19 protein-coding genes are annotated in these 23,462 nt (G+C 31.0%); 5 read left to right on the top strand and 14 right to left on the bottom strand.

All coding sequences use genetic code 11. The annotated features are described in order from the left end of the window. The first annotated feature begins 991 nt into the window (after positions 1-991). The 3 genes from argS (at position 992) to RCH18_RS09995 (ending at position 5,775) form a co-directional block, all read left to right on the top strand. Complete coding sequence (gene argS / locus RCH18_RS10005; RefSeq protein ID WP_326936615.1) at positions 992-2,782, top strand: arginine--tRNA ligase; 1,791 nt, start codon at positions 992-994, stop codon at positions 2,780-2,782. Between the two features lie 619 nt (positions 2,783-3,401). Beyond that, on the top strand, positions 3,402-4,763 hold the full coding sequence (ffh, locus tag RCH18_RS10000; RefSeq protein ID WP_326936614.1) for a signal recognition particle protein: 1,362 nt from the start codon (positions 3,402-3,404) through the stop codon (positions 4,761-4,763). Positions 4,764-4,893: 130 nt separating this feature from the next. Continuing rightward, on the top strand, positions 4,894-5,775 hold the full coding sequence (locus tag RCH18_RS09995) for a bifunctional 5,10-methylenetetrahydrofolate dehydrogenase/5,10-methenyltetrahydrofolate cyclohydrolase (RefSeq protein ID WP_326936613.1): 882 nt from the start codon (positions 4,894-4,896) through the stop codon (positions 5,773-5,775). Positions 5,776-6,199: 424 nt separating this feature from the next. Here RCH18_RS09995 and rluF read toward each other — a convergent pair whose 3' ends face one another. The 4 genes from rluF to RCH18_RS09975 form a co-directional block, all read right to left on the bottom strand. Beyond that, positions 6,200-7,015, bottom strand: a complete 816-nt coding sequence (gene rluF, locus RCH18_RS09990; RefSeq protein ID WP_326936612.1) for a 23S rRNA pseudouridine(2604) synthase RluF — start codon at positions 7,013-7,015, stop codon at positions 6,200-6,202. Positions 7,016-7,337: 322 nt separating this feature from the next. Continuing rightward, entirely contained in the window at positions 7,338-8,180 is an 843-nt protein-coding gene (locus RCH18_RS09985) for an alpha/beta hydrolase (RefSeq protein WP_326936611.1), read from the bottom strand. Between the two features lie 95 nt (positions 8,181-8,275). Then, positions 8,276-9,055, bottom strand: coding sequence for a zinc ribbon domain-containing protein (locus RCH18_RS09980; RefSeq protein WP_326936610.1), 780 nt, complete (start codon positions 9,053-9,055; stop codon positions 8,276-8,278). 3 nt (positions 9,056-9,058) lie between these two features. Next, positions 9,059-10,153, bottom strand: a complete 1,095-nt coding sequence (locus RCH18_RS09975; protein ID WP_326936609.1) for a Nif3-like dinuclear metal center hexameric protein — start codon at positions 10,151-10,153, stop codon at positions 9,059-9,061. 229 nt (positions 10,154-10,382) lie between these two features. On the opposite strand from RCH18_RS09975, the gene lpxK reads away from it, so the two are divergent. Both lpxK and RCH18_RS09965 read left to right on the top strand, forming a co-directional pair. Then, positions 10,383-11,420 (top strand): tetraacyldisaccharide 4'-kinase, encoded by a 1,038-nt coding sequence (gene lpxK, locus RCH18_RS09970; protein WP_326936608.1) that lies wholly within the window; start codon positions 10,383-10,385, stop codon positions 11,418-11,420. Further along, complete coding sequence (locus RCH18_RS09965; RefSeq protein ID WP_326936607.1) at positions 11,392-12,204, top strand: purine-nucleoside phosphorylase; 813 nt, start codon at positions 11,392-11,394, stop codon at positions 12,202-12,204. The genes lpxK and RCH18_RS09965 overlap by 29 nt, the downstream gene beginning before the upstream one ends. A 2-nt stretch (positions 12,205-12,206) precedes the next feature. On the opposite strand, the gene RCH18_RS09960 is transcribed toward RCH18_RS09965, so the two are convergent. The 10 genes from RCH18_RS09960 to RCH18_RS09915 form a co-directional block, all read right to left on the bottom strand. Then, a complete protein-coding gene (locus tag RCH18_RS09960) occupies positions 12,207-14,372 on the bottom strand; it encodes a tetratricopeptide repeat-containing hybrid sensor histidine kinase/response regulator (protein ID WP_326936606.1) in 2,166 nt (721 codons plus the stop codon). Between the two features lie 29 nt (positions 14,373-14,401). Then, a complete protein-coding gene (gene gap, locus RCH18_RS09955) occupies positions 14,402-15,409 on the bottom strand; it encodes a type I glyceraldehyde-3-phosphate dehydrogenase (RefSeq protein ID WP_326936605.1) in 1,008 nt (335 codons plus the stop codon). Between the two features lie 40 nt (positions 15,410-15,449). Next, positions 15,450-16,349, bottom strand: a complete 900-nt coding sequence (lipA, locus tag RCH18_RS09950; protein ID WP_326936604.1) for a lipoyl synthase — start codon at positions 16,347-16,349, stop codon at positions 15,450-15,452. 513 nt (positions 16,350-16,862) lie between these two features. Next, on the bottom strand, positions 16,863-17,690 hold the full coding sequence (locus RCH18_RS09945) for an energy transducer TonB (RefSeq protein WP_326936603.1): 828 nt from the start codon (positions 17,688-17,690) through the stop codon (positions 16,863-16,865). A 278-nt stretch (positions 17,691-17,968) separates the two neighbouring features. Next, complete coding sequence (locus RCH18_RS09940) at positions 17,969-18,520, bottom strand: RNA polymerase sigma factor (protein ID WP_326936602.1); 552 nt, start codon at positions 18,518-18,520, stop codon at positions 17,969-17,971. After that, positions 18,511-19,617 (bottom strand): glycosyltransferase, encoded by a 1,107-nt coding sequence (locus RCH18_RS09935; RefSeq protein ID WP_326936601.1) that lies wholly within the window; start codon positions 19,615-19,617, stop codon positions 18,511-18,513. The genes RCH18_RS09940 and RCH18_RS09935 overlap by 10 nt, the downstream gene beginning before the upstream one ends. A 161-nt stretch (positions 19,618-19,778) precedes the next feature. Further along, on the bottom strand, positions 19,779-20,792 hold the full coding sequence (gene murB / locus RCH18_RS09930) for a UDP-N-acetylmuramate dehydrogenase (protein ID WP_326936600.1): 1,014 nt from the start codon (positions 20,790-20,792) through the stop codon (positions 19,779-19,781). 175 nt (positions 20,793-20,967) lie between these two features. Next, complete coding sequence (locus RCH18_RS09925) at positions 20,968-22,032, bottom strand: glycosyltransferase (protein ID WP_326936599.1); 1,065 nt, start codon at positions 22,030-22,032, stop codon at positions 20,968-20,970. A gap of 10 nt (positions 22,033-22,042) precedes the next feature. Continuing rightward, a complete protein-coding gene (locus RCH18_RS09920; RefSeq protein ID WP_326936598.1) occupies positions 22,043-22,714 on the bottom strand; it encodes a DUF2461 domain-containing protein in 672 nt (223 codons plus the stop codon). Positions 22,715-22,719: 5 nt separating this feature from the next. After that, a complete protein-coding gene (locus RCH18_RS09915; protein WP_326936597.1) occupies positions 22,720-23,418 on the bottom strand; it encodes a thioredoxin domain-containing protein in 699 nt (232 codons plus the stop codon). Positions 23,419-23,462: the final 44 nt, after the last annotated feature.

Raw genomic sequence — 23,462 nt, 5'->3', positions numbered from 1 at the left:
ATTTTAAAATGTTTTGATATTTAAACTCATACTATTAATCATAGAACAATTAAAAATTTGATGTTTTATTTTAAATATTTTTTCTTCAATTAAATTACTATTAATGTCTTTTAAACAGTGATAATTTTTATCTTCATTGGAACTGAAAATACTTTTTAATTGATTGTTTACTCCGAGCTTAAAATACTTGAATTGATTATTAGTAATATATTTGATGTTTTTTTATGTTAGCTGCGCGTTTTGAATTGGCTAATATTATTATTCAAGTGTTTACAAAAAAAATATCTGCCTCTTTCTCAAACTATATTTAAGTATAATTTCCATTAGGAAATTCAAAAATATGGGTAAGAAGTTTTTTTTACTTTTATTTTGATGTAACTGTAATTAATGTTTTTTATAAAGTTGATAAATTAGGTTTCAAATGATTGCTTATATTCGTCAAAATTTTACTTTTTACTAGTCATTCTATGTGCTTTTAAAACGCCTGTAATCTCTCCTGAATATTTCTTGTAGAATCTCTCCTGTTTATTGTAGTTCTTTTATCCTCTTTTATTTTCAGTTTTTCTGCAATACCCTTTTCGATAGTCGCCGCAAAAGATAACATTGATAATAAGTAAAATTTATATTGTTTCTTATTTTACGATCTCTTAGTAAATCATTTTTAAAGTAACACTTCACAAGTTATAGTAGAACATTTCTTCTTGAATTTTTAGTACCACTTGAATAAATAGCTATATGATAAAGGTCAATATTTACTGAAGAAATTGAGTTATACAATTATTTTCATTCATTGTCTTATTCACACTTTTAAATATAAAATTATCTTCTTTATATTCCACTTTATGATATACATATCAAGAATTTTAATATGGGAACTATATTTTAAATAAAGACTATAGATTTTGGTTTGATTATAAAATATATTCTATAACTCTCAATTCACAAATTCCTTTAGAATAACTATCTTTGCGCTCTTAAAAAAGTTGATAAAATGACATTACCACAAATTCTTACGCCCGCTGTCGAAAAAGCTGTAAAAGCATTATTTGACGTTACTCTTGATAAAGTTGAATTTCAGACCACACGGAAAGAATTTGAGGGCGATATAACAATGGTCATTTTTCCACTTTTAAAAATGGTAAAAAGCAATCCCGTTGAATTAGGGAATAAAATAGGAAACTATTTAGTTGAAAATTTGACCGAAGTAAGCCAGTTTAATGTGGTATCTGGATTTTTAAATATTGTTATTTCTGACACGTATTATATAGAATTTTTCGCTAAAATAAAAGATAATGACAAGTTTGGTTATGTATCTTCATCCCAAAGCGGTGGCGAAAATGAAAAAGCAATTCTGGTAGAATATTCCTCACCTAATACTAATAAACCCCTTCATTTAGGGCATGTACGTAACAATCTATTAGGTTATTCAGTAGCTGAAATAATAAAAGCGAGTGGGAAAAAAGTATATAAAACCCAAATAATCAATGATAGAGGAATTCATATTTGTAAGTCTATGTTGGCTTGGCAGAAATTAGGAAACGGACAAACCCCGCAATCAACTGGATTAAAAGGAGATAAATTAGTAGGTAACTATTATGTGGCTTTTGATAAAGCTTATAAAGAAGAAATAGCACATTTAATGAATGCTGGTAAAACTGAAGATGAAGCTAAAAAGCAAGCGCCAATTATTTTAGAAGCACAAGAAATGCTTTTGAAATGGGAATCCGGCGATGAAGAAGTTATTAAACTTTGGAAAATGATGAACCAGTGGGTTTATGATGGTTTTGCTATTACATATAAAAATTTAGGAGTCGATTTTGACAAGTATTATTATGAAAGTAATACTTATTTATTAGGAAAAGATGTTGTTCAGATAGGTTTAGATAAAGGTGTTTTCGAAAAAGATCCTGATGGTTCGGTTTGGATTGATTTAACCGAAGAAGGTTTAGATCGTAAAATTGTATTGCGTTCTGATGGAACTGCTGTTTATATGACACAAGATATTGGAACAGCGATTCAACGTGTAAAAGATTTTCCAGATGTTGGCGGAATGGTCTATACAGTAGGAAATGAACAAGATTATCATTTTAAAGTCTTATTCTTAATCTTAAAAAAATTGGGTTTCGACTGGTCTAAAAATTTATTCCATCTGTCTTATGGAATGGTAGATTTACCATCAGGCAAAATGAAAAGCCGCGAAGGAACTGTTGTTGATGCTGATGATTTGATGCAAGAAATGACAGATACGGCTCAGAAAATTGCGGAAGATTTGGGAAAATTAGACAGTTATTCGGAAGAAGAAAAAGCTAAATTATATAACACAATTGGTCTTGGCGCTTTAAAATATTATATTTTAAAAGTAGATCCTAAAAAGCGCATTTTGTTTAATCCAGAAGAATCCGTTGATTTTGCTGGAAATACAGGTCCGTTTATACAATATACTTATGCCAGAATTCAATCTATAATTCGAAAGGCAGATTTTGATTTTACAAATAAATCAGAAATAACTATACTTCATGAAAAAGAAAAAGAATTAGTTAAGCAATTAGAGCTGTTTCCTGAAGTCATCCAAAACGCAGCGCAGCATCATAGTCCAGCGTTGTTAGCCAATTTCACTTATGATTTAGTACGTGCATATAATTCATTCTATCAGGCGGTATCTATATTAGGCGAAGAAGATTTACATAAGAAAATATTCCGAGTACAATTGTCTAAAAAAGTAGCTGATGTTATTGCATCTTCCTTTAAATTGTTAGGTATAAATGTTCCGGAGAGAATGTAATATTATTTACTAAAAAACTTAAAACGACTTCAATATGAGGTCGTTTTTTTGTCGTATAAGTGCCCCGTAAAATCTCCAACTTTGAGGATGGTTTTTTCAGTTTTAAACGGATATAAATAAATGCTTCGACTCGAGTAAATTATTGGTTTATATGATTTTCTTGATTAACGATTATGAGTAGCAAGCACATGTTTTTGATTTAAAAATTACTCTGCAAAGTTTGTGACTTTGAGTACTTGATTTTTAGTTTTTTAATACTTATCGACATTGCCACTTTTCATTATTCGAAAGACATGGTTTGTAAAAAAATTATTTTCTTCCCAATATTACTGTATTGTCCTGATCTCAATCCAGTTTTTTAATATTTCCAAGGTTGAGGATTTTGTGTTCACTGTTTAATCCAAAGAAAGCAATTGTAACATAAATGAAGTGATACCACAACTTATTACATGTTGTAGAACTAACATTAATTTACTCGACACTTTATCCGTTAAAAGCAGCTCACAATCTATTTTTTTTTATTTCAAAAGACCATTAAAATATCCAGCAATTATCTAATGTATCTAATTGCCTAATTATCTAATTAGTTTATCTTTGCATTTCAAAATAAATCAATACTATGTTCGATAATTTAAGCGATAAACTAGACAAGGCCTTTCATATACTTAAAGGTCACGGAAAAATCACCGAAGTAAATGTAGCTGATACGCTAAAAGAAGTTCGTAGAGCCTTGCTTGACGCCGATGTCAACTTTAAGATCGCAAAAGATTTTACCACTAAAGTAAAAGAAAAAGCACTCGGACAGGATGTATTAACAACGCTTCAGCCAGGACAACTGTTAGTAAAACTTGTAAAAGATGAACTAACAGAATTAATGGGTGGTGATGTTGCGGGAATCAATCTTTCTGGAAATCCAACTGTTATCCTTATGTCAGGTTTACAAGGGTCAGGAAAAACTACTTTCTCGGGAAAACTAGCTAATTATCTTTTAAATAAGAAGAACAAAAAACCGCTATTGGTTGCTTGTGATATTTATCGTCCAGCAGCGATCCAACAATTATATGTTGTAGGAGATTCGATAGGAGTTGAGGTTTATTCAGAACCAGAGAATAAAAATCCAGTTGAAATTGCTCAAAATGCAATTAAGCACGCTAAAGCAAATGGATTTAATGTGGTTATTGTCGATACAGCAGGCCGATTGGCTGTTGACGAAGAGATGATGAACGAAATTGAACGTGTTCATAAAGCGATTCAACCGCAAGAAACCTTGTTTGTTGTAGATGCCATGACGGGTCAAGATGCAGTAAATACCGCAAAAACATTCAACGATAGATTAAATTTTGATGGAGTAATCCTAACTAAATTAGATGGTGACACCCGTGGTGGAGCGGCTCTTTCGATAAAAACGGTTGTTAACAAACCAATTAAATTTGTAGGTACTGGTGAAAAGATGGATGCTATTGATGTATTCTATCCTATTCGTATGGCCGAAAGAATTTTAGGGATGGGAGATGTTGTGTCTTTGGTAGAAAGAGCACAGGAACAATTTGACGAAGATGAAGCTAGAAAAATCCAAAAGAAAATTGCTAAAAACGAATTTGGTTTTGACGATTTCCTTTCTCAAATTCAGCAGGTAAAGAAAATGGGTAATATGAAAGACTTGGTTGGTATGATTCCAGGTGCTTCAAAAGCCATGAAAGATGTTGAGATTGAAGACGACGCATTCAAACATATTGAAGCTATAATTCACTCTATGACGCCTATTGAAAGAAGTAAACCTGCAGTTATTGATGTAAAAAGAAAGGCGAGAATTGCAAAAGGTTCTGGAACCAAAATCGAACAAGTCAATCAATTAATGAAACAATTTGAGCAGATGAGTAAGATGATGAAAATGATGCAAGGACCAGGCGGAAAAAACCTAATGAAAATGATGGGTGGCATGAAAGGTGGAATCCCCGGAGGAATGCCTGGAATGAGATAGAGATTCGTAATCAGTGTTCAGTGTTCCGCAATTAGTGTTCAGTTTTCAAGTGATCGGTTTTAAAGGATAAAATATAGCTAACTATTAAATGTGCCAACGGTCAAAAACCAAAAGCCAAAAACAATAATAAATGCAATTATTAGACGGAAAAAAAACAGCAGAAGATATAAAAGTTGAAATCGCTGTTGAAGTACAAAAAATGAAAGATAAAGGGGAAAAAGTTCCTCATTTAGCAGCTGTAATTGTTGGTAATGATGGTGCTAGTTTAACTTATGTAGGAAGTAAAGTTAAAGCATGTCAAAGAGTTGGGTTTGAATCTACTTTAGTTAAAATGCCAAGTACTACTACTGAAGTTGAATTACTAAAAAAGATTAAAGAACTCAATGAGAATGATGAAATAGATGGATTTATTGTTCAGTTGCCTTTGCCAGAGCAAATCAATGAACAAAAAGTGCTTATGGCGGTTGATCCTAGTAAAGATGTTGATGGATTTCATCCAGAGAATTTTGGGAAAATGGCCTTAGACATGAGTACATTTATTCCTGCAACACCTTTTGGAATATTAGAACTTTTAGAGAGGTACGAAGTAGAGACAAAGGGGAAACATACTGTAGTTATAGGTCGTAGCCATATTGTAGGAAGACCAATGAGTATTTTAATGGGTCGTAAAGGTTTCCCTGGAAATTCCACCGTTACTTTGACACATAGCTATACTAAAAATATTGAGGAGATAACGATACAAGCTGATATAATAATTACTGCTTTAGGAGTGCCAAACTATCTAAAAGCCAATATGGTTAAAGATGGTGTTGTGGTAATTGATGTTGGTATTACTCGTGTTCCAGATGAATCTAATGAAAAAGGATATGTTATTACTGGCGATGTGGATTTTGAGCAAGTATGTAAAAAAGCTTCTTATATTACTCCAGTTCCAGGCGGAGTAGGTCCAATGACTATTGCAATGCTTCTAAAAAATACGTTAATTGCGAGAGAAATGAAAAGAAGTAAATAATTTTAAAATTTATATTTACTTGAATTGTAACTTTTCAAAGCAATTAATTAATAATTTACATTTTGTAATTATTGAAATAAATTTTCTTTAATCTAAGATCTAATTAAATAAACACTTCTTAGTGTCTGCCATTCAAATTTAAAAATTTTTTTAAATATAGCCTTTACGTAAGATAAAGGCTTTTTTTATTTTTAAAGTTTAAGATAGATCGCAATTTCTAGTTAATCAAATGGCTCGATTTTTCTAATGCAAGATACTTTTAACTAAACAGCAATATTAAAAATACATTGTAATTGCTATGTTCAAATAATTTGCGAGAATATGAAATATTATTATGATAAATTTTAAAAGTGGAAAGTGATTTATTTTTTATGCAAATATTATTTAAATAACTATAAAATTCAATAAGAGTAAAACTTACCATTCAATAATCACCTCTTTTCTTAAACCTCGGGTCGTCTCTTTTTATGAACTCTGTTCTTCTTTTTACAACAGGTTCTATTTTTGGCAAACTTCCTTCTTCGGTTTTAATAGAAGGTTCTATGAGTTGGTTCATTTCTATTATTTCAGCTTCCGTCAAATCACGATAACGACCTACAGGGATATCAAGCGAAATATTGATGATTCGGATGCGTTTTAAGGCTGTAACTTCATACCCTAAATATTCCGTCATTCTACGAATTTGTCGGTTTAAACCTTGGGTCAAAATGATTTTGAAAGTGGTAGAGCTAACTTTATCTACCTTACATTTTTTTGTAATAGTATCCAAAATAGGAACACCATTTCCCATTTTTTCTATAAAACGATCGGTGATTAATTTGTTTACGGTTACGGTGTATTCTTTTTCGTGGTTGTTTCTGGCACGTAATATTTTATTGACGATATCTCCGTCATTAGTCATGAAAATTAAACCTTCACTGGCTTTATCTAATCGTCCAATGGGGAAAATACGTTTGGGATAGTTGAGGTAATCTACAATATTATTACGTACTTCTAAATTAGTCGTACATTCTATTCCCACCGGTTTGTTGAAAGCAAGATAAACAGGTTTCTCGTTTTTTTCACGGATCAATTTTCCGTCAATACGCACTTCGTCATTTGGCGAAACTTTTGTTCCTAGTTCAGGCACAATTCCATTAATGGTAACGCGACCTTCTTCGATGATTTTATCGGCTTCACGACGTGAACAAAAGCCCGTTTCTCCTATAAATTTATTAAGACGTTTTAGATTTTCTTCCATAATGCAAAAGTAAGTAATTAGAAAATTAGTTAATTAGAAAATTGGTAAATTAATTAAGTAGAAAAATAGAAAATTTGGAATAAGTTTTTCGTTAGCTACAAGAATAAGTAAGTCATAGCAACAATTTCTTGTGGTATTTAGCTGTTGTGGTTTAGTTACTTATATGTTCTTAATTTAAAACTAAACAGCTGTCCTTTACCCTTATAATTTCAAATATTATGAAAGATTATTTTTTAAATCTTAATTGGCTTATACTGCAAAAAATAACGACATTGTTTGCTTCTAATTACGTACTTGATAGCATTTTAGAATATGCATGCGTTTATTCAAATAAAAACGTACTTACTTTTCTATATAAAGCGTCATCATGTAATTTGTGTCCCAATCCTTTTGTTATTTCAAATTGAACATCTTTCCATTGTGCCGCAATTTTTTCCCCTTCTTTGAACAATACAATAGTGTCATCAATATCATGTGCTAAAAAACCTTTAGTTTCCATGTTTGAAACAAATTCCTTTGATGCAAACTGTGCCAAATTTGTATCTAATATTTTTGTGTATTTATTTTCCAAAGCTTTAGTAACTTTTGTATTCAAACTTAAAAGAACAATAAAATTTTTCAAAATAACAGTAAAGTCACTTGGCGCTCCTAAAATAACGATCTTTTTTAAAGTTGGATTTTGATATTTATAATGATAATATAAACTTGTTTTACCACCCATAGAATGACCAATTAGGTAATGAGGTTTATATTTTTTGGCAACAATATTAATAAACGCTGCATAATCAGGTACTGTAAATTCCTTTCCACTTGACAATCCTTGTCCAGGCCCATCGATAGCAATTATGGTACTGCCAGATTCAATAAGATAGGGTAACATTCTCTTCCATCTTGACGAATTACTTTCCCATCCATGAATCAGCAAAATGATAGTTTCACTCCCTTTCCAAATATAAGTTTGGATTATATTATCATTATCAGTGATAATCTCTAGATTCGCTTTCTGTAGGGTTTCAGGAAGTTTATTACTTTCAATTTTTCCTTTTCTAGGTTCGCTAAAATAACAATGCGCTATTTTAATTGCTTTTTTTGGAAACAGATAAATCAATATGTTGATGTAGGATCCAATCGACTTGGTAAGCAAAAAATAAAGTGTTTTTTTCATCAAATAGACTTAATATAATAACCAAAAAAGTCTGCAAAGCAGACCAAATATAATATAAAAAAAAAGTCCCGATGGGTGTCGGGACTTATGTATATCTAAAACTTAGCAAATAATTGATCCATTTTTTCTTTTTCTTCATCAGCAAGCACGCTATCTACTAAAATTCTTCCTGAGTGTTCATCAGTAATGATTTTCTTTCTAGAAGCAATCTCAACTTGAGTTTGTGGTGGTATTGTAAAAAATGATCCTGCAGAGGCACCTCTTTCAATAGATACAACCGCTAAACCATTTCGAACGCTAGTTCTTATTCTAGTGTATGCCTTTAATAAACGCTCTTCAATTAAAGCTTGGTATTCAGCTGATTTCTCAGATAAGAAAGCCTCTTCTTTCGCAGTTTCAGACATGATAGCATCCAACTCCGATTTTTTATGCTTTAAGTGATTAGATTTTTGCTCTAATCTTTCTTTTGAACTTGAAATTACTTCTTTCTTATGCTCAATAGAAGCCTTCATTTCTTTAATTTGTTTTTCAGACAATTGAATTTCAAGTTCTTGAAATTCAATTTCTTTGGTCAGCGAATTAAATTCTCTGTTATTACGTACCGTTTCTTGCTGCTTAGTATATTTTTTAATAGATTCTTTATGCTCATCAATGGCATTCTTCTTTATTTTGATATTATTCTCAGCAACTTCAAGCTCTCCTTTTAATTTTTCTGCACGTATGCTTAAACCAGCCACTTCATCTTCTAAATCTTCTACTTCTAAAGGAAGTTCTCCTCTTACGTTTCTAATTTCGTCAATTCTAGAGTCAATAAGTTGCAAATCGTAAATCGCTCTTAACTTGTCTTCAACACTTAATTCTTTCGTATTCGCCATATTCTATAAGTACTTAACTGGATTTGAATTTTCTTCTGATAAAATAACGGCAAAATTAAGGATTTTTTTTCGAAGATACTCTACAATATAATTTTTTGTATAGCGTTCGCTTTCAAAATGTCCAATATCGGCCAATAAAAGTTTGTTTTCGGCTTCATAAAACTGATGATACTTTAAATCAGCAGTCAAATAAGCATCGGCTCCAGCTTGAATTGCATTTTTTATGGCAAAACTTCCAGCACCGCCAAGCACTGCTATTTTTTTTATTTCTTTATCTATAAAGTTGGAATGCCTAATGCCATCAGCTTGCATCTTATCCTTGACAAAAAGCAAAAATTCTTTTTCTTTCATTGGCATCTTTAGCTCGCCAATCATTCCCAAACCAATATTTTGATGTTGGTTTTGCAGCTCGTAAATTTCATAAGCTACTTCTTCATACAGATGACTTGCAAACAATGCTTTTAGGATTTTATTTTCTAAATGTTTCTCAAATGTAACTTCGATCTTTACTTCCTCTGTTTGCACAAATTCAAATTTGCTTCCTAATTGCGGATCGCTATTTTCGTTGCCCATAAACGTCCCAATTCCTTTTGAACTAAAACTACAATCTTTATAATTCCCAATATTTCCTGCACCAGCATTAAAGAGCGCGTTTCTAACTTTTTCTGCGTTTTCTGGAATAGTAAAAGTTACTAATTTATAAATGAAATTTTGTTTTGGGATAAGCACCTTAGTATTAATTAAACCAAGCGCATCACAGAAAATTTTATTTACGCCATATTGATGATTGTCTAAAGCGGTGTGAACTGCATAAATAGCGATATCATTTTTTATAGCTTTTATAATAGCACGTTCTACATAATTTTTACCTGTAATTTTCTTTACCCCAGAGAATAAAATAGGGTGGAAGCAAACAACCAAATTGCATTTTTTGATAATTGCTTCATCTATTATGCTTTCTAAAGCATCATGACAAACGAGTATGCCTATGGCCTCTACGTCTTGGTTTCCCACCAATAATCCTACATTATCAAAATCTTCAGCATAGGCGAGCGGTGCCATTTCTTCAAGTATATATATAATTTCTTTTATTTTCATTTTATAGTTAAAGATGTTAATTTGATTTTGATAAGAGCAAATGTGATAGTCAAAGGTTTAATGTCCCTTTAGTAAATCGTAAAAATTTTAATTACAATCATAAAAAGATTGATTTTAATTTTTATCAATAAAATTAAATTTACTAAAACAGCAAGATCAAATATAATTCATTTACTGAAATAAAAAGGATTAAATTCGTCAATTCAGCTCAAATTACTACTTTCGCAATATGAATTTAATTAGAAAAATACTCTTTCCATTTGCCATTTTATATGGTATTATAACGAGTATTCGAAACTTTCTCTTTGATAAAGATATATTAAAATCATACTCTTTTGATTTGCCCATTGTTGTCGTTGGTAATCTCAGTGTTGGCGGAACTGGAAAAACGCCGCAAATTGAATATTTAATTCGATTGTTAAGTGACAACTATAAAATTGCTACACTAAGCCGAGGTTATAAAAGAGGATCAAAAGGCTATATTTTAGCAGATAAAAATGCCAATGTAAAACTCCTAGGCGACGAACCTTTCCAATTTTTTGAAAAATTTAAAAACATACAAGTTGCCGTAGATGCTAATAGAAAAAATGGAATTGAACAATTGCTTTCGCAAAAAGAAAAGCCGGAAGTTATATTACTAGACGACGCTTTTCAGCACCGCAAAGTTAAAGCTGGATTTTATATATTATTAACTTCTTATGGCGATCTCTATTCACAAGACTTTATTCTTCCAATGGGCAATTTGCGCGAGAGTAAAAATGGAGCTAAAAGAGCAAATATTGTTATAGTTACTAAATGTCCCGCTACTCTTTCAGTTGAAAAACAGGATAGCATCAGAAATCAGTTAAAACTTTCTGCTAAGCAAGAATTATACTTTACTTTTATAGCTTACAACGAGTTTATCTTTGGTGAAAACCAAAAAATAAAAGCAAGCAAAATTCAGGTAAATTCTAAACTATTAGTAGCTGGAATTGCTAAACCACAGCCTTTTTTCACTTACCTAAAAAATATAAATGATGTTTGCTTGTCTTTTCCAGACCATCATAATTTTACAGATAAAGACATTTTAGAAATTAAAAAATTAGCTCAAAATAAAATCATTATTACAACCGAAAAAGATTATGTGCGATTAAAAGGAAATTTGCCAAGTGAACAGCTTTTTTATTTACCTATACAAAGTAAATTTGTTGCTAACAATGACAATTCGGGTAATAATTTTGATAAAACAATTTTAAATTATGTGGGAACAAGTTCAAGAAACCGTTAATTATATTAACGACAAATTTAATTTCAAACCAGAATATGGTATAATCTTGGGGTCAGGATTAGGAAGTTTTACTGATGAAATGAAAATAGTGCATACATTGCCTTATAATGAAATTCCTAATTTTCCAGTATCAACAGTGCAAGGTCATAAAGGTGCGCTGGTTTTTGGTACAATTGGAGACAAAACAGTAGTTGCTATGCAAGGACGATTTCATTTTTATGAAGGATATTCTATGACAGAAGTTACGTTTCCTGTTCGAGTAATGAAATTTTTAGGTGTTCAAAAATTAATTGTTTCTAATGCTTCTGGTGGTGTAAATCCGGCTTATAAAGTTGGTTCTATTGTCTTGATTACAGATCATATTAATATGACACCAGAGCATCCGCTTCGTGGTAAAAATGACGAGCGTTTTGGTCCACGATTTGTAAATATGAGCGAGCCTTATTCTAGAAAAATGATTGCTAAGGTAACAGCCATTGCTCAGAATTTAAATATTGAGGTTTATGAAGGAATTTATTTAGGACTACAAGGACCAACATTTGAGACCTTAGCCGAGTATAAAATGGTTAAAATTCTTGGTGCAGACTGTGTAGGAATGTCTACTGTTCCAGAGGTAATTGTAGCGCGTCACATGGATTTAGAGACTTTTGGTGTTTCTGTAATTACTGATATGGGAAATGAGGAAAGCATCGGAAGTATTTCACATGATGAGGTTCTCGAAGCTGCAAAAGAAGCAGAACCTAAAGTAAGAAAGCTTATAAGAGAATTGATTGTAAACTATTAGTTTTAAATATTTTGTGCAATTACAGTATAAAAATCTTCTGGAATGAATGGCTTAGTTATTACTTCATTCATTCCAAAAGATAATAGCATCTCGCGATTTTCATGCAGAGATATTGCTGTAAGTGCTATAATGGGCGTTGTCTTATCAAATGATCGAATTAGTTCTGTAGCAATAGTTCCATTTATACCAGGTAAATGGACATCCATCAAAATCATATCATATTTATTTCTTCGAACTTCCTCAACTGCATCTTCACCATTATCAATCATTTTGCAAATAACTTGTTTGTTTTCAAGCATTTTTTTGGTAATCATTTGATTGATTTTGTTATCCTCAACCACTAATATTTTTTTATCTTTCAATTTAGAAATATAATCAAACTGTAATACTTTTTGTATCTCTATTGGGATTTCACCTTCCTTAAATGCTAATTTGAATGAGAATGTAGAACCTTGACCCACAATACTTTTTAATTTTATCTTTCCACCCAATATCTTAACTAACTTTTTAACAATGGTCAGTCCTAGTCCAGTACCACCATATTTGCGATTAACTTCAATAGAACCTTGTGAAAAGCTATCAAAAACACTCGATATTTTGTTTTCAGGAATTCCGATTCCAGTATCAGAAATTTCAAAGTAAATACATGTTGTGTCGTTTTCACTCTTGTGTACATTAATTATGACTGCAACGGAGCCATCTTTAGTAAATTTTAAAGCATTATTGATAAGATTTAAAATAATCTGAGATAATTTTGTTGGATCACCTATTAAGAATTCTGGGATAGCTGAATCTATATTTAATGTCAAATTATTATTATTTATCGAGGCTAATTCTTTTAAAGAATTGTGTATTCCTGTTATTAATTTTTTAAGATTAAAATTTATCAGTTCTACTTCACTATTATTAGATTCTATTTTATTGATTTCTAATATCTCATTAATAAATTTGGTAAGATAGTCACCAGAAAATTTTAATGATGTTAAATAATCTAGTTGTCCTTTTTTAGGTTTTTCTTCGAGTAATAAATGCGTAATCCCATTTATAGCATTTAATGGTGTACGTAGTTCATGGCTTACTGTCGAAAGAAATTCAGATCTAGCCTTTGAAGCTTTTTCTGCTTTATTTTTAGCGATTTCTAGTTCACTATTTTTTTCTTTCAGTAATAAATTGGAGTGATTCCTGATAATGTTATTCTTATATAATGCCAAACTTAGTAATGATAAGATGGAAATAAGTGCTATTGCTAATATACTAACGAGCTTAGAGAATTTATTAGTTTTCTCTTGGTCTTTAATTGTGTTATTGGTTTGTATAATTTCCTTAAGTCTCTCTGATTCTTTAAATTTGGTATAATCATCTATACCGAGTCTAGTGCTATTCAAAATTGAAATGCGTTCTTTTAAATTAAGATGCTGTTTCAAATATAAATAAGCATTTTTTTTATCTAAAATATTTTCGTGAGCAATACTAAGTGCAAGTAATATGCTAGATCGCTGTTCAAGATTTTCAGTTGTATTATTTAATTCTAAAGCTTTGTTTAAATAATTTATGGCTAAATTATTTTTCTTACTTTGAATTTCAATACTTCCTATCTGATATAGAGATTCTATTTTTGCGTATAAGATAGATTCATTGGTCGGTTTTATACTAATAGCCGTAAATATAGTTTTTGCAAAATTTAATTTATTTTTTGCTTTATATAAGATTGCTTTTTGCAGATTGAGCAATGCTGAACTGTCAGGTATGTTTAAAAGAGAATGTATAGTTTTGGCTTTTTCAAAATAAAGAGCCGAGGTGTCTATTTTATGTTTTGCAAAATAACTTAAACTGAGATAGTAATAGGTGGCTAGTTGCTTCGAATTTGGTTCTAAATTATTATAAAGGGCCGCGCTTTTTAAAAGGGATCCAATAGCATCATTATATTTATTTAGTTCAAAGTAAAGTTTTCCAAGATTATAATTTTCTGATGCCTGTTCTTTGATGTCTTTGGAAGTTTCTGCTATAATTATAGCAGTTTGCGCTTGTTTTAAAGCCTCGTTATATTTGTTATTAACAACTAATGGAAAATTCGAGTTACTATAAAAGGCAAGACTATCTATAATCTCAGGAGTTTGAGAAAATAGTATAGTTTGAGAGAACAGCAAATAAACGAAAAGCCATTTCATTTTTTACCACTTTATTTTGATGATAATTCTTATTGATCATTTTTCTTACTTGTCAAAAGAATTAAATCTATTAATCGAGAGGAATATCCTATTTCATTATCATACCACCCTACTACTTTTACCATTTTTTCGATAACCGAAGTGAGTTGCGCATCAAATATACAGGAATTTCTATTCCCTATTACATCAACAGATACAATAGGATCTTCAGTATAATCCAAAATTCCTTTTAATGTAGTTTTTGCTGCTAGTTTGAAGGCTGCATTTATTTCGGCAATGGTCACCTGTCTTTTAACATTAAACGTTATATCTGTTAGGGAACCATCAGGAACAGGAACTCTAATTCCGCAGCCACCAATTTTCCCTTCAAACTTAGGGAATATTTTGGTCAAAGCTTTTGCAGCTCCAGTTGTAGTAGGCACTATAGACTGACTCGCACCGCGAGCGCGACGTAAGTCTTTATGTGGTTGATCGTGCAAACTTTGATCAGTAGTAAAAGAGTGAATTGTGGTAATATAGGCCTGCTTAATGCCACAAAGTTCATCAATGACCTTCATCATTGGTGCCGCATTATTTGTTGTACAGCTAGCATTTGAAATTATGGTTTCAGTGCCATCAAGAATTCCTTCGTTAACGCCAAGAACTACTGTTTTTATAGTATCAACTTCAGATGGAGCCGATAAAATTACTTTTTTGGCTCCAGCCAAAATATGAGCATTTAGTTCCTCAAATGTTTTAAATTTTCCCGTTGATTCAATCACAAAATCAATAGTATTACTTTTCCAATCTAGGTTTGCGATTTTTTTTTCATGAAAAAATAAATAGTGTTTTCCATCAACACTGATTCCTTTTTCATCATAACTAACAGTGTGAGGCAAGACACCGTGTATACTATCATATTTTATTAAATGAGCCATCGTTTTAGTATCTGCGATATCATTTATAGCAATGACTTCAATTTCTGGATGGTTAATTAATAATCTAAATAAATTTCTACCTATTCTACCAAAACCGTTTATTGCAATTCTTATTTTCACCTTATTTTTATATTTACTGACTTTTTTGAACTCAAAAAATTTATAGAATATGTTTCTGCGCTTTGTAAGATGAACGAACTAATGGTCCGCTTTCCACATGTCGAAAACCAAGTTCTAAACCAAACTTCTCATATTTTTCAAATTGTTCAGGGGTAATAAATTCTTTGACAGGTAAATGTTTTTTACTAGGTTGTAAATATTGACCTATAGTGACAATATCAACATTTACAGCCCGTAAATCACGCATTGTTTGATAAACCTCTTCTTCGAGTTCACCCAAACCAAGCATAATTCCCGACTTTGTTCTATTAATACCTTTTTCTTTTAAATAGCGTAAAACCTCTAGGCTTTTATCATATTTTGCTTGAATTCTCACTTCGCGAGTCAGCCTACGTACAGTTTCTACATTATGTGAAACGACTTCAGGATTAGCCTCTACAATACGATCAATATTTCTTTCATTTCCCTGAAAATCGGGAATTAGAGTTTCTAACGTTGTATTGGGATTCATTCTTCTAATGGCTTTTACCGTCTCAATCCAAATTATAGAACCGCCATCTTTTAAATCATCTCTATCTACACTAGTAATTACTGCATGTTTGATATTCATGATTTTTATGGATCTAGCTACTTTTTCTGGTTCATCCCAATCAACCGTTTCTGGTCGTCCTGTTTTGACACCACAAAAACCACAAGAACGAGTACATATATTTCCTAGAATCATAAACGTTGCCGTCCCTTCTCCCCAACACTCACCCATATTAGGACAACTACCCGATGTACATATTGTATTAAGGCTATATTTATCTACTAAACCACGAAGTTCAGTGTATTTCTGACCTATCGGGAGTTTTACTTTCAACCATTTTGGTTTACTAACAGGCAGCTCAGTTTTATTAACGGTTGTAACAGCTAAAGTATTTTCTAAAACAGTTTCCATATATCATTTTTCAGATTGCAAAGATAAGGAATGTACTTTATTTGTTCATTGGTTTAGCATTTTATTTAAACAAAATTCATTAGTTATTTAGGAGCAGCTGTTTTAGTTCTTTCATTAGCATGCGGTCCTGCTTTCGCCTTGACCTCTCCGTTTCATTGCGAAGATATCTCCTGACGCTTCGGGATCATCAGGGCTATGTAGCGCCTCCACTAATTCTAAAGTTCGATTGTTATAAATTAAAAATAGTTGTTTAAGTCTTTAATGAGTTTTAACATATTGTAATATCCCCTAAGTTTTATTGATTATCAAGTTTTTATTAATGCCAACAACATGGTTAATTTATTTTTTAGTTATCATTATGTTTAAAAGTAAAGAGTCCTATAGCTTCTAATCTCTGGATTCAAAAGAGGTTGTTCTTAATTTTTACTAATCAAAATTCAATAATGTTTAAAGAGGTTAAAATAAAAAAAACAGCACCTTATGATGCTGCTCTAAAACTTTATAAGAAAATTATTATTGCATTTGTACTGAAATAGGTAAGTTGTAGGCTGTGCGAATTGGCAGACCACCTAACATTCCTGGAGTCCATTTAGTGCGTAAGGATTTCAACACGCGTACTGCTTCTTTTCCCAAACCATAGCCTGAATCTTTTAACACTTTAATATCCGACATTTTACCGTCTTTTTCGATAACGAAAGAAATGAAAATACGGATCGTTTCTACACTTTCTATCTCTGGTTTTTCGAAATTATTACCAACATACAAATAAAATTTATTAATGCCACCAGGATATTCAGGTAGCTTGTCTAAAGAAACAGTATTAACAATGGCATTTCCATTATCTATTGCAGGATTTGCATTACCCGCTGATCCATTACTCTCTGAAAAAGATGAATTTAAGCTAATAATTCCTGAGCCATCTGTGTCTGGAGAAACAATTGTTTTATCTTTAATGTTTTTTGCAATATCAGGAGTGGCTAAAGCGGCTTGGACGATCTGAGGTTTGCGCAATTGAACCATTTTTACAATTTCAGTAGTGGCTATGCTTTTTACAGCTGGAAGTGCTTCAATAGGCTTAGGCACATTAGGTTTAATTTTAGACAGTTGCACAATGTGATCAATTATTTCAGGTGCTGATGTGGCAACTGCTGTGTCAGGACTAAAATAATGTATTACTTTAGGAATTGTCATTAGTAAACACAAAAGCATAACACCAGAAATAAGTGCAATCAAAGAAGTTTTAGCGCTATCTTGACGCAATTTATAGGCACCATATTCTTTATTCCTATTTTCAAAAACAAGATCAATCCAGCCGGTTTCGTAAATACTTAATTTAGACATAATAAGTGGTTTTAATGGTTAAGTATTATTATTATTATCATAAGTAAACTTTTTATTAAATTCTAACGTATAATTAAGATTTTTGTTATCAAAATTTTAATTATTTTTATAATTATGTAAGTTAAATATAAGATATTTTATAATACTTATGTATTTTTATCACAAGAGTAGTTTTCTCTTATTAACTCTAAATCACAGAATAGCTATAACGTATAATAGTACATTAATTAGAATCTTTGAAATGTGAAATTTAGTTATTAGATAAATCTATATATAAATTACCTTTTATTACGAATAATTTCGGCCAGAAGTTTTTTAGCGCGAAGTAGTTTAACTTTGACATTGCTTAATGGCTCACCAATTTTCGTTGCTATTTCTTGATAACTTAGCTCTTGAAAATAACGCAATTGAATGACCTCTTGATAATGTGGTTTTAATTCTTTGATAAATTGTAATAAGCGGGACAGGTTTTGTTCAGTAATTAATTCATCTTCTGCAGAAGGAGTAGTGTCTGCAATGTTATATGCTTGTTGATTTTCTTCGTTGGTAATATCGATAAATAAACTAGATTTATTTTTACGCAACAAATCAATATGTACATTTTTAGCAATAGCGATTAGCCAAGTATTAAACTGAAATTCGGGATTGTAGGTAGCTATTTTATCAAATGCTTTTGAGAAAGTTTCAATAGTAATATCTTCTGCATTAGTTTCATTTTGGGTTCGGAGTAGCATGAAACCGTAGACTTCATTCCAGTATTGATTTAATAGAAAAGTGAAGGCCGTTTGATCACCTTTTTTCGCCTTCTCTATTTGATTTTTTATCTCCACTGGACCGGTTTTGAAATTATATTTTTAAAAAAAACATTTAATTGTGTAAAAATGAGTATAAATTCAATTATTGGATAAAAATAGACAACATCTTTCTCTTTAAGTTTTGCTGCTGAAAATCCTATAATGAGCCAAGTTATTAAATATCGTATTCCTATTAAACTGACTACAAGAATCCATTCATACTGGAATGCTAATAAAACAATTGGAACTAGCAAAAACAGCAATTGTGAAAAATAAAAAATCCCAAGTTGAACTTTATCAAACGTTTTATAATATGTAGCAGTAGCAAAATGTCTTCTCTTTTGTATGATCCAATCTTTATAAGTAATTTTTGGTTTAGAGAGTGTAAAACTCTCAGGCAGATAAGCAATCGTTGTATTTTTGGCATTTGCAGCTTCATTAATAAACAAATCATCATCACCTGAGCGTACTTGTATATGAGAAATAAATCCATTTACATTAAAAAACTCTTCTTTTTTATAAGCTAAATTTCGTCCAACGCCCATGTATGGATGTCCAGCTTTAGCCCATGAAAAATATTGAATTGCAGTCAATAAGGTCTCAAATCGTATTATTTTATTTAAAAAAGAATTAGCAATTTTTTCATATTTCCCATATCCTAAAACTATCGTTTTCTGCATCGTAAATTGTGAACTCATCGCTGTAATCCAATCTTTAGAAGTAGGATAACAATCAGCATCAGTGAATAATAAATATTCTTTTTTTGCTGTTTTTATTCCTAATGTCAAAGCATATTTTTTATTGCCCCAAAAAGCTTCATTATTTTTAACTTTTACTAAACGAATGTTGGAGTATTGCTTTTCATAAGTTTCAAATATTTCTAATGTATTATCGCTAGAAGCATCGTCAATTAATATGATTTCAAAATCAGGATAATCTTGTTCTAGTAGTAAAGGAATAAAATTAGCAACATTTTCTGCTTCATTTTTAGCACAAACTATTACAGAAACAGAAACTTTCTTTGGAGTGATCGATTGTGCTTTGGCAAAGGCAAACTTGCTAAAAACAATTAAATAAAATAAAATTTGAACCGCAACAATAGCAACAAAAAAGTAAAGAATAATGATAAGCATCGGAGTTCTATTTTCAGGTGGTTCTCAATTTTTAATAAAGTGCAAAGGTATAAAATTCAAGGAGGAATTATAAATTAAACTATTATCAATTTGAAGAGCATTTTGAAGTAGGATAATATCTATTTTAAATCTAAAGTTTTTATCAATTATATCGTTGAATGTTAGATCACATTTACCTCTGCTTCAATGTAAATACCAAACTTTTTATAAATAGTCTCTTGAATATTCTTTGACACCTCTAAAATTTCCTGACCAGTTGCATTGCCATAGTTTACTAAAACTAAAGCTTGGTTTTTATGTATTCCAGCATCGCCAAATCGTTTTCCTTTAAAACCTGCTTGTTCAATAAGCCAACCAGCTGGAACTTTAACTTCGGTTTCAGATATATCATAAAACTTCATCTCTGGAAATTGTTGCTGAATTTTTATAAAATCAGTTTTTTTCAAGATGGGATTTTTAAAAAAACTACCGCTGTTTCCTAGTTCTTTTGGATCTGGTAATTTACTTTTTCTTATGGCAATAACAGCATTACTTATTTCTTTTAGTGTGGGACTGCTAATATTGTTTTTAGTTAATTCATTTATAATATCTCCATAAGAAACATTGATTTTATGTTCTTTTTTAGTTAGTTTATACACTACCGACGTAATTATATAATGATCTTTTACCTCATTTTTAAAAATACTTTCTCGATACCCAAAATTACATTCCTCTTTAGTAAACGTTTTAAGTTCTTGATTTTTTATTGCTACCGCTTGGCAAGAAACAAAAGTGTCCTTTATTTCAGTTCCGTAAGCACCTATATTTTGAACAGGAGTTGTTCCCACATTTCCAGGAATTAGTGACATATTTTCTAATCCACCATAATTATTTTCAATGGTATAGAGTACAAAGTCATGCCAGTTTTCGCCAGCTTGACTCTCTACCCAAACAAAATTTTCATCTTCAGCTATTACCTTTTTGCCTTTTAAATCAATATGAATTACTAATGCATCGATGTCTCTTGTCAAAAGCATATTGCTTCCTCCACCTAAAATAAATATATTTTGAGCTCTATTTTGTTGTAAAATTAATTGTAATTCTTCAACAGATTGAACAGCTATAAACTGCTTTGCTTTAGCTTCAATGCCAAAAGTATTATGATTTTTTAAAGAATATTGATGTTGAATTTCCATGAAAATGCGTTTTTTTTAAGCTCGATCAAAAGTAATAATTTTAATGTAGTTGTGTACTCTTTCATTTAAAAATGAAAAGAGTATAATTATTATAGTGCGCTTTTTAATAGTTTTCAGCAAGTCTACCTTCTATAAATAAAATCTTAGAAATATCGTTTTACATGTAAAAAACGGATTAAGCACGATTTGCTTCTATCATTTCATGGTATTTAGCAGAGATAATTTTCATGTTAGTTTTATAGTTAGCATTAGCTTCCACAAATGCTCTATTGTTAATAACTGCTTGTTTACGATGATTTTTATTAGTAAAAGACCACATTATTTCATCAGCAAGACTTTTAAAATTATCGATTTGAACTAAGTTTCCATTTTCTTGATGTTTGATCCAACATCTATTTCCTGATATATCTGTTACTATAGGATAACAACTGCACGCCATAGCCTCAAATAATGATGATGAAACTCCCTCGGTTATTGGCATACTGATGTATATATTTGATTCTTGAAGTAATTGAGGTAATTCTGAATTGAGAACTCGACCAGTAAAAATCACTTTATGCTCTATACTAAGATCCTTTGCCAATTGCTTTAGAGTAGAAATTTGTGTTCCATCACCAACGATGGTAAGTTTAAAATCAACTCCTTGTTGATGTAAAATATGAAATGCTTTCAGAATAGTTTTATGACCGTATTCAGGCGATAAAGAACGTGTTACGATGGCACAAATTTTATTAGTATCTGATATATTGTGATTCGTAAAGTTATTGAGATTGATTCCCTTCGGTAGAACTAGAACTTTACTCATATCAACGTTAGCTTTTTTCATAGAAATGGTCATCACTAATCCCCACGCATGAATTATATCTGCGTTTTTGAAAGCATAATGCTGTATTATTTTTTTTAACGGTAAAGTAAATGAGTCTTTTGGCCATAAATCAGTTTGACCTTGTTGTGCTATTGCCACTGGTTTTACACCTGACAAGACAGCAAGAAAACCATAGCTAGTTGTTCTTTCTGCAATAACCATATCTGGTTTTTCTCTAGCAATGATTCTTTTTATTTTAATGAGAGCAAATAGAAATTCTATTGTTCGTAAAATACGATTTATCTTTGTGTGATTCGGTGTTTTTAATTCCCAAGAGAATACTTCAAAGTTGCCAAATTCTTTTAAGCCGTTCATCCAAGTGATTGCATCGGGTCGAAATGATTCTCCTAGAAAAAATATTTTCCTTTTTTTCATTTCGATTAAATTACTCTGAAGTTAATGCACGATTGATAAAGTCATTTAAAGGTTTTAACACAATTAATTTTTGGCTCATAACAGCAACAAAATCTTTTTTTGTCGCAGCTGAAATATCAATTTCCTGCACAGATTCAAAGCTTTTTAATTTAAGGAAATCTATTGCTGGATGTTCTTTTTCATAACCTCGTGGCGGATTTTTTAACGTATTTTTTTCCTCGCGAGCAAAATCGCCAAATTCTCTTGTAAAATCTTTTTCATCAAGAATTTCTTGTAGATCATCGTAAAAGAAAGCTATTTCTTTTCGTATTTTTTTTAAATCTTCTGCTTCTGGAACATATAATCCACCTGCAATAAAGCTCGCTCCTTTTTCAAGATGAATATAATATCCGGAACGATTTTGACCTTTAGCACCTGACGAAAACCAAAAACTTAAGTGTGTTTTATAAGGTGTTTTATTTTTAGAAAATCGAATATCACGATTAATTCTAAAAGTACATTTTTTTGCTTCGAGCATTTCCAGCGAGGGATCGAGTGGTTTTAAAGCATCAAGTAATTCACTTGCAGATTGTAAATAATCTTTTTTAAATTCTTCATATCGCTTTTTGTTTTCTAAAAACCAATCTCGATTATTATTAGCTTTTAGATCAACTAAAAATTGAAGTGTATCTTTAGACAGCATAATAACTATTGTATTTGTGTTCTTAAATCGACTTCACTTACAAAACCAGATTGTCTCCATTTAACTTCTTTATTATCATATAGTAATAAGGTAGGAAGTTCGCTGATTTTCATTTCATCCATTAAAGTTTTGTTTTTATCAGCATCAACTCTAATAATTGTTACGTTATCAGCAAATTCAGTTTGCATTGTTTTGATGTAAGGAGCCATTTTTTTACAAGGCGCACACCATTCTGCGTAGAAATTAATGAGGACTTTCTTGTCAGAATCTATTAATTTGTTATATTCTTGGATGCTCATGCCACTTGCTTTATTGCTAGGTTTTGATAAACCTGCAGCGTCCCATTTCAAAATCCCACCTTTTAATTGATAGATATTTGTAAAACCAAGTTCAGATAATTTTTCTATAGCACTTTGACTTCGTCCGCCACTTTTACAGTAAACAAAAACAGGTTTAGTTTTGTCTAATTTGCTTGTACCTTCAACAAAGGTATTTCCTAACCAGTCAGAGTTTACTGCTTGATCGATATGATCAGATGAAAATTCAGCTGGAGTTCTTACATCTAAAATTTGAGGATTTGATGTCGCTGTTATCTTTTCTGAAAAAGTTTTAGCATCAATAGTTTCACTGTTTTTAGCAGTTTGACCATTACAGGATAAAATTATAAAAGATATAATTGCGAGTATTTTTGGATTAAATTTCACGATAAAATTGTTTATGATTAATTATGTAAAAGTAAGTCTTTTTT

Source organism: Flavobacterium sp. PL11 (genome assembly GCF_035985025.1).
Classification (GTDB): Bacteria; Bacteroidota; Bacteroidia; order Flavobacteriales; family Flavobacteriaceae; genus Flavobacterium.
Note: the sequence above shows the minus strand (reverse complement) of the source record. Positions and strands in the feature narration are given on the sequence as shown.